Consider the following 7,146-nt stretch of genomic DNA (forward strand, 5'->3'; position numbering starts at 1 on the left):
GCCGGCTATGAGGTCGTCGCGACGTTCCCTCCTCCGACTGCTCCGGCATCGCCTTGACCCCATCGCTCCTCGTCGGCGTGATCGGCCACGTCGATCACGGTAAGACCGCCCTCGTCCGCGCCCTCACCGGCATCGACACCGACCGCCTCAAGGAAGAGAAGGCGCGCGGCGTCTCGATCGTACCGGGCTTCGCTCTGCTGAAGCCGGCCGGCGCCGAGGCGGGCGAGATCGATCTCGTCGACCTGCCCGGCCACGAGCGTTTCGTGCGCGCGATGATCTCCGGCGCGACCGGCATGCGCGCTGTGTTGCTCGCCGTCGATGCCAACGAGGGCATCAAGCCCCAGACGGTGGAACATCTCGAGATCGCCCGCCTCATCGGCGTGCGTCGCGGTGTCATCGCGCTGACGAAATGCGATCTGGTCGGTGCGGAGACGATCGCCGCACGCAAGGCCGAACTCTTGGCGGTCGCGACCCGCGCCGGCATCGAACAGCCGAAACTGGTGGCGACTTCGGTGCTCGCCGATACCGGTCTCGCCGAACTCCGCGCGGCCCTGAGCGACCTGTTGCGGGAGGCCCCGCCTTCCGGGGACGACGGCTTCCCCTACCTGCCGATCGACCGCGTCTTTGCGCGGCCGGGGTTCGGCGCCGTCGTCACCGGCACCCTGCGGCGCGGACGGCTGACGGTCGGAGATCGAGTCGCGATCATGCCGGGCCAAATCGGCGCCACGGTCCGCAGCCTCCAGATCCATGGCCGCCCGGTGCAGGTCGCCGAGCCGGGTCGCCGCACGGCCGTGGCGCTTCGCGGGGTCGAGATCGGCGACCTGCACCGCGGACAGGCCCTGGCCGCACCGGACATGCTGACCACCGGCCGATGGATCGACGTGGTGCTGACGGCGGTCGTGAGCGCCGAAGCGCCGCTCGAAGGCGGCACGGCCTGCCGCCTCCTGTTCGGCACCACGGAAGTGGCCGCGCGCCTGCGCCTGCTCGACCGCGACAGGCTGGAGCCCGGAGCGAGCACCCTGGCACAACTCCGCACCGACGAGGATATCGCGGTGCCGGCCCGCGAACCCTTCATCCTCCGCCTCGACTCGCCCTCGGTCACCGTGGCGGGAGGCCGAATCCTCGATCCGCTGGCGCGACGCCGCAAGCGGCACGATGCACGGGTGCACGCGGAGCTCGCCGTCACCGCCGCCGGCAAGCCGAAGGACACCCTCGCCACGCGGCTTGCGCGCGACGGCGCAGCGGGCACGCCGCTCGTGGACCTCGCTCGGTTGGTCGGGATCGCCCCGGACCGGGTGCGGCGCGGCCTGACGGAACTCGGCGCCCGCGAGATCGGCGACCGTTTTCTCGGCGCTCCCGCCTTCGCCGGCCTGCGAGAGGCGCTGCTGGCCGCTCTGGCGCTCCACCATCGCGATCATTCCATCGAGCACGGCCTGCCACTCGACCGTCTCGCACGCGCCGTCACGGCCGGCGAGACCGTCGTCACGGCCGCCCTGCGCGATCTCGTAGCGACGCGCGACGTGGTCCAGGCCGGCCCGCTGTTCCGTCGCGCCGATTTCGATCCGGGACGACACGAGACCGAGCATGTCCGGGTCCTCGAGGCCGCTTTCCGCCAGGGGGCGCTGTCGCCTCCCGACGAAGTCGAGATCGTGGGGAGGGACATCCGGCGACGCGAAGCGCTGACCTATCTGCTCGCGGCGGGAACGCTGATCCGGGCGCTCGACCGCGTCCAGAAGCGGACGATCCTGTTCCACAAGGACGCCATCACCGCCGGCAAGGCCCAGCTCGCCAGGAGTTTCCCGGCGGCGACCGTGCCAGATTCCGGATTTCTGGCGAAGGAGGCCGGTGCGGCGCTGGGGATCTCGCGAAAGTTCTCGATCCCGCTGCTTGAGCATCTCGACGCGGTGCGATTCACGCGCCGCGTCGGCGACCGCCGGATCTTCGTGGAGGGCGACGCTTAAGCGATAAGCGCGGCGGTCACGTCCTTGAGCGTCGGCAACTTGCGGATCGGTCCGATCGCCGCGAGCGTCGGCGCACCGGCGATCACGGCCCGACCGGCCGCGCGCACGTCGTCCACGGTGACGGCATCGACCTTGGCGATCACCTCGCCGGAGGGGATGACGCGGCCCCAGGCCAGGAGTTGCCGGGCGTTGCGCTCGATGCGGCCGCCGGGCGTCTCAAGGGCCGAGAGCAGCGAGACCTTGAGCTGCGCCTTCGCGCGGGCGAGTTCGACCTCGTCGAGCTCGACCGTCGCCGTCCGCGTCGTGGCGATGGCGACCTCGACCAGCTCGCGCAGATCCGCACCCGAGGTACCGGCGCCGATGCCGAACAGGCCACAATCCGAGAAGGGCCAGTGGAAGGCCTGGATGTCGTAGGCGAGGCCGCGGGTCTCGCGCACCTCGTGCCAGAGGCGCGAGGTCAGTCCGCCACCGAGCACCTGCGCGAACAGGTGCAGCGCGTAATAGCCGTCGTCGCGAAACGAGAGGCCGGGCAGGCCGAGCACGAGGTTCGCCTGTTCCAGCTTCTTCTGCATGCGCCGCTCGCCGCCGACATAGCGGCCGGAAACCACGTCCTGCGACGGGGCGGACTTCAGATCACCGAACAGCCGCTCGCCCGCCTCGACGATCTCCTCGTGCGAGACGGCGCCGGCCGCAGCCAGCACCATGCGCTCCGGCACGTATTCGCGCGCGATAAAGGCCTCGATGCCCTCCCGCGAAAAACTCGTGATCGTCTCGGGCCGACCCAGGATCGGCCGGCCGATCGGCTGATCGGGAAACGCCGTCTCGACGAAGGCGTCGTAGACCACGTCGTCCGGCGTATCCTCGACTGCCGCGTATTCCTGCAGGATCACACCTTTCTCGCGAGACAGCTCGCCAGCCTCGAAGGTCGAGCGAGTCAGGATGTCGCCGAGCACGTCCAGGGCGACGCCGACGTCCTCGCCGAGCACGCGGGCGGTGTAGCTCGTGCTCTCGGTGCTGGTGGCGGCGTTGATCTCGCCTCCGACATTCTCGATGTCCTCGGCGATGCGTCGGGCGGAGCGCGTCTGCGTGCCCTTGAACGCCATGTGCTCGATGAGATGGCTGAGGCCGTGCTCCTCGGGCCGCTCGTGGCGTGAGCCGGCGCCGACATACACCCCGAGCGATGCGGTCGCGACGCCGGGGATCGCCTCCGTCGCGATGATGAGGCCGTTGGCGAGCCGGGCGATCTTCAGGTCGGGCGAGGCGCCGAACGTCGAAAAGTGCTTGTTCATGAGGTCAGGCACCCGCGGTGATGCGGGCGCGCTCGCGGATGTAGCGCTCCACGGCGGCCTGATCGTTGGGGAGATTGGCGATCAGCTCGGGCCGGTCCAGCAGATCTGCGAGGTGCGGCGGCAGCGCGGGCCGCCCGGCGCCGGTCGCCTGCGAGACCGCATCGGGGAATTTCGCCGGATGCGCGGTGGCGAGCGCCACGACGGGCGTCGCGGGATCCTTCTGCAGCAGCCGGCGGCCGGCCCGGACGCCGATGGCGCTGTGCGGATCGAGCACCATGCCGGTCTTGCGGTAGGTGCCTGCGATCTCCTCGACCACCTCGGGCTCGTGGACCGCCGCGGCATCGAACTCGTCGCGCACGGTCTGCAACACGGCGGGATCGAGGCTGAAGCCGCCGGACTGCTTCAGCCCCGCCATCAGGCGCCCGAGCGAGGACGAGTCGCGGCCCAGTGCTTCGAACAGCAACCGCTCGAAGTTCGACGAGATCTGGATGTCCATCGACGGCGAGGTCGTGGGCTGCACGCCGCGCAGCTCGTAGGCGCCGTGCTCCAGCGTTCGCGCCAAAATGTCGTTGGCGTTGGTGCCGATCATCAGGCGATCGATCGGCAGGCCCATGCGCTTGGCGACCCAACCGGCGAGGATGTCGCCGAAATTGCCCGTCGGCACCGCGAACGAGACCGGGCGATGCGGGCTGCCCAGCGAGACGGCGCTGGTGAAGTAGTAGACCGCCTGCGCCGCGACCCGCGCCCAGTTGATCGAGTTGACGCCGGACAGATGGACGTCCTGCGCAAAGTCGCCGTGCTGGAACATCGACTTCACGATGTCCTGGCAATCGTCGAAAGTGCCGTCGATGGCGATGGCGTGGACGTTCGGGCAGGCCACCGTCGTCATCTGCCGACGCTGCACCTCCGAGACGCGGCCGTGCGGGAACAGCACGAAGACGTCGACCTGATCGAGCCCCTTGAAGGCTTCGACCGCCGCGGAGCCGGTATCGCCCGACGTCGCGCCGACGATCGTCGCCCGCGAGCCGCGCTGACGCAGCACATGGTCCATCAGCCGCCCGAGCAGCTGCATGGCCACGTCCTTGAAGGCGAGCGTCGGGCCGTGGAAGAGTTCGAGCAGGAAGAGGTTGTCGTCGATCTGCGTCAGCGGGCAGATTGCGGGATGACGGAAGCCGGAATAGGCATCCTCGATCATCCGGTCGAGCGCAGCGTCCGCGATCTCGCCGTCGATGAGCGGGCGCAGCACGCGCTTGGCCGCGTCGGCATAGCGCACACCGCTGAGACCCGCGATCTCGGATCGCGAAATCTGCGGCCAGCTCTCCGGCACGTAGAGGCCGCCGTCGCGGGCTAGGCCGGCGAGGAGGGCATCGGAAAAGCTCAAGGGCGCAGCGGCGCCGCGGGTCGAAACGTGCAGCAAAGGGGCCTCCGGGAAGGCGCCCGCTCTACACGATGCGTGTTGGTCTGTCGAAAGTGGCCGCACGATCGACGATGATCATCACGCGTTGCTGCCCGGCGCCTTCTTCAGCGAGCAGCCGGTGATGCGCCATTGTCCGTCGGCCTGTTTCTGCAGCGAATAGAGCGCGACCCAGTCGACGCCGTTCTCGTCCTGCAGCTTCAGGCCCTGGGCGAGCTCGCCCTCGCCCGCATCCTCGACGGCATCGAAGCTGTAGCTGCGTGGGGCGAGCACCGGCGGGTAGCCTTGCTCGACCATGGCGAGAAACGTCTCGGGCGAGGTGAATAGGCTCTGGATCTGGGGGGCGGCCTGGGCGTAGGCGGTCGCCGAATCCTTCTTCTTGAAGGCCTCCAGTTGGCGCTCGATCGTGGCGCGCGCGGCGCTACGATCGGTCTCGTCCGCGGCCCGTGCCGCCGAACCCATCAGCAGAAGAGCGAGAAGTCCAACGAGGATGCGCATCGTCGCCACTCCAGAGGGCCGGCCGATACGAGTGTAGCGCGCCGCCGAGAGGGGACAAGCAGAGGCCGTGCCGCAGGGATCAGCCCCGAGACGGCGCGGGCGGGTCGTTGAGCTTTCGCCACGCGAACACAGAAAACACACCGACGAGGCAGGCGGCGATGCCGAACCAGGTGAAGGCGTATTGCAGGTGGTTGTTCGGCAGGTCGACGCGGAGCTGCCCACCGCGCGGCCAACCGCCGGGATTGGCCGCCGCGTCCGCCTCGATCAGGTAGGGCGGTACGGTTCCGAGGCCCTTCGCCGCGGCGATTCCGGCAATGTCGCGGTTGAACCATTCGCCGCGGGCCGGGTCGGCGGCCGGCACGAACATCGTGCGAACTTCGGAGGCCCGCAGGATGCCGGTCAGCGTGGTCTCGCCGGCGATCTGTCCGGCCTTCCGGTCGGCAGGGTTCTTGAGCTCGGTCGGGACGAAACCGCGGTTGATCAGCACGGTCGAGCCGTCCGCCCGCACCAGCGGCGTGATCACGTAGAAGCCCTGAAGGGCGCGGCCCGGGACGTCGCCGGCGGCGAGGCCGTGGACCAGCGTCTCCTTGTCGTTCTGGAGCGTTCCGGTGACGCGAACCCGGCGGAATTCGTCCGTCTTCGGATCCCAGGCGTCGGAGGCCGGGAGCTGTGCCGGCGGCTCTTCGTGCGAGCGCGCGATGATGTGGCCGATCAGCGCCTCCTTCTCGCCCTTGCGCTCGAGCTGCCAGACACCGAGGCCGATCAGGATGGCGAGGCTGACGGCCGAGGCGATGCCGGGCGCGATCAGTCCGCGCCAGCGGCCGGGGCTTTTCGATGCGCCGATCGCGTTCACTACTTGAAGCGTCCCTGCTCGGCCTTGTTGTGGAGTTGAAGCGCCGCCAGCAGCCCCTTCAGGGGACGCACCAGCAGCAGGCTCAACCCGATCGAAAGCGTCGTCGCGACCAGGGCATGGACCCAGATCGGCGGCTCGTAGGTGATCTCCATCCAGAGCGCGAGACCGACGACGAAGACACCGACGATCGACATCACGAAAAAGGCCGGCCCGTCGCCGGTCGAGAACGAGGAGAAATCCTGGCCGCAGGTCTCGCAGGACGGCCTGAACGTCAGGAAGCCGTCGAACATGTGCCCCTCGCCGCAGCGCGGACAAAGACCCCGCAGGCCTGTCGAGATCGGCGATGGGCTGATGGCGGGCGGGGTCATGAATGCGGTTTCCTGGGCTCGACCCCCGATATGGGGACGAGCCCGGCTCCAGGCGCAAAAAAGGGCGGCTCGCGCCGCCCTTCTGGGTTGTCCGGGGTGCAAGGCGCGCCCGTTCGGACCGTCAGTGGGCGGCAGCGTGGCCGACGCCCGAGCCCCAGACATAGATCGAGGCGAATAGGAACAGCCAGACCACGTCCACGAAATGCCAGTACCAGGCGGCGAATTCGAAACCGAGGTGCTGCTTGACGGTGAAGTCGCCGGAATAGGCCCGCATCAGGCAGATCGCGAGGAAGATCGTGCCGATGATGACGTGCGCGCCGTGGAAGCCCGTCGCCATGAAGAAGGTTGACGAGTAGATGCTGCCCGCGAAGCCGAAATGCGCGTGGCTGTACTCGTAAGCCTGGCAGGCGGTGAACAGCACGCCGAGGATGATCGTCAGCCAGAGGCCGTATTTGAGGCCCTTGCGATCGTCGTGGAGCAGGGCGTGGTGGGCCCAGGTGATCGTGGTGCCCGAGGTGAGCAGGATCAGGGTGTTGAGGAGCGGCAGGTGCCAGGGGTCGAAGGCCTCGATGCCCTTGGGCGGCCAGACGCCGCCGGTGAACTCGACGCGCTGCGCCTGAATCGGGTCGGCGGTGTAGAGCGCCGCCTCGAAATAGGCCCAGAACCAGGCGACGAAGAACATCACCTCGGAGGCGATGAACATCATCATGCCGTAGCGGTGATGCAGCTGGACGACGCGGGTGTGGTCGCCGCTATTCGCCTT

7 protein-coding genes are annotated in these 7,146 nt (G+C 68.8%); 1 reads left to right on the forward strand and 6 read right to left on the reverse strand.

The window, feature by feature from the left end:
* The first annotated feature begins 53 nt into the window (after nucleotides 1–53).
* Complete coding sequence (gene selB / locus MHA02_RS18345) at nucleotides 54–1,961, forward strand: selenocysteine-specific translation elongation factor (RefSeq protein WP_238180060.1); 1,908 nt, start codon at nucleotides 54–56, stop codon at nucleotides 1,959–1,961.
* Here selB and MHA02_RS18350 read toward each other — a convergent pair.
* The 6 genes from MHA02_RS18350 to MHA02_RS18375 form a co-directional block, all read right to left on the reverse strand.
* The gene (locus MHA02_RS18350; protein ID WP_147081385.1) at nucleotides 1,958–3,250 is read right to left on the reverse strand and encodes a M16 family metallopeptidase; all 1,293 of its coding nucleotides are present in this window, start codon (nucleotides 3,248–3,250) and stop codon (nucleotides 1,958–1,960) included. The genes selB and MHA02_RS18350 overlap by 4 nt on opposite strands.
* Before the next feature lie 4 nt (nucleotides 3,251–3,254).
* Entirely contained in the window at nucleotides 3,255–4,667 is a 1,413-nt protein-coding gene (gene thrC, locus MHA02_RS18355; protein WP_147081387.1) for a threonine synthase, read from the reverse strand.
* Between the two features lie 78 nt (nucleotides 4,668–4,745).
* The gene (locus tag MHA02_RS18360; protein WP_147081390.1) at nucleotides 4,746–5,162 is read right to left on the reverse strand and encodes a DUF4864 domain-containing protein; all 417 of its coding nucleotides are present in this window, start codon (nucleotides 5,160–5,162) and stop codon (nucleotides 4,746–4,748) included.
* 79 nt (nucleotides 5,163–5,241) lie between these two features.
* Nucleotides 5,242–6,006, reverse strand: a complete 765-nt coding sequence (locus tag MHA02_RS18365; RefSeq protein WP_373318327.1) for an SURF1 family protein — start codon at nucleotides 6,004–6,006, stop codon at nucleotides 5,242–5,244.
* 8 nt (nucleotides 6,007–6,014) lie between these two features.
* The gene (locus MHA02_RS18370) at nucleotides 6,015–6,383 is read right to left on the reverse strand and encodes a DUF983 domain-containing protein (protein ID WP_238180061.1); all 369 of its coding nucleotides are present in this window, start codon (nucleotides 6,381–6,383) and stop codon (nucleotides 6,015–6,017) included.
* Between the two features lie 121 nt (nucleotides 6,384–6,504).
* On the reverse strand, nucleotides 6,505–7,146 hold a 642-nt coding region (locus tag MHA02_RS18375; protein ID WP_147081394.1), incomplete at its 5' end, for a cytochrome c oxidase subunit 3.

It is taken from the genome of Methylobacterium haplocladii (genome assembly GCF_007992175.1).
In the GTDB taxonomy this organism is placed as follows: Bacteria; Pseudomonadota; Alphaproteobacteria; order Rhizobiales; family Beijerinckiaceae; genus Methylobacterium; species Methylobacterium haplocladii.